Source organism: Flagellimonas abyssi (assembly GCF_019457905.1).
Taxonomy (GTDB): Bacteria; Bacteroidota; Bacteroidia; order Flavobacteriales; family Flavobacteriaceae; genus Flagellimonas; species Flagellimonas abyssi.
The window spans coordinates 1-356 of sequence record NZ_JAHZSV010000108.1; the positions used below are offsets into that span (position 1 = coordinate 1).

1 protein-coding gene is annotated in these 356 nt (G+C 51.7%); it reads left to right on the forward strand.

From position 1 onward, the window contains the following. Positions 1 to 356 (forward strand): RagB/SusD family nutrient uptake outer membrane protein (locus K1F36_RS20025; protein WP_220115363.1); only part of this gene is annotated, 356 nt, incomplete at both ends.

The following is a 356-nucleotide window of genomic DNA, read 5'->3' on the forward strand; positions in this document are numbered from 1 at the left end:
TTCGAAGCTGGGGATGGCCGTTTGCAGGCCTGGGTGGGCCAAGTCTTTGGTGAAATTGAAATCTGGTACTATGCCAATAAATACAAGTTGAACGCACCAAGCCCTAGTACAGAGGAATGCTCCATTTTATTCCGGTTGTCCGAGCTGTATTTGATTGGCGCGGAGGCCTATGCACGTTTGGGCCAGGATGCTGAGGCCCTGATTTATCTGAACCGGGTCCGACATCGGGCATTGCTTGCCCCGATTTCGGGACTGTCCGGTACAGCACTTTTGGATGCGATTTATAAAGAAAGGGCAGTGGAACTGTTTTCGGAGCAGGGACATCGGTTTTTCGATCTGAAACGGACCGCTAGGGC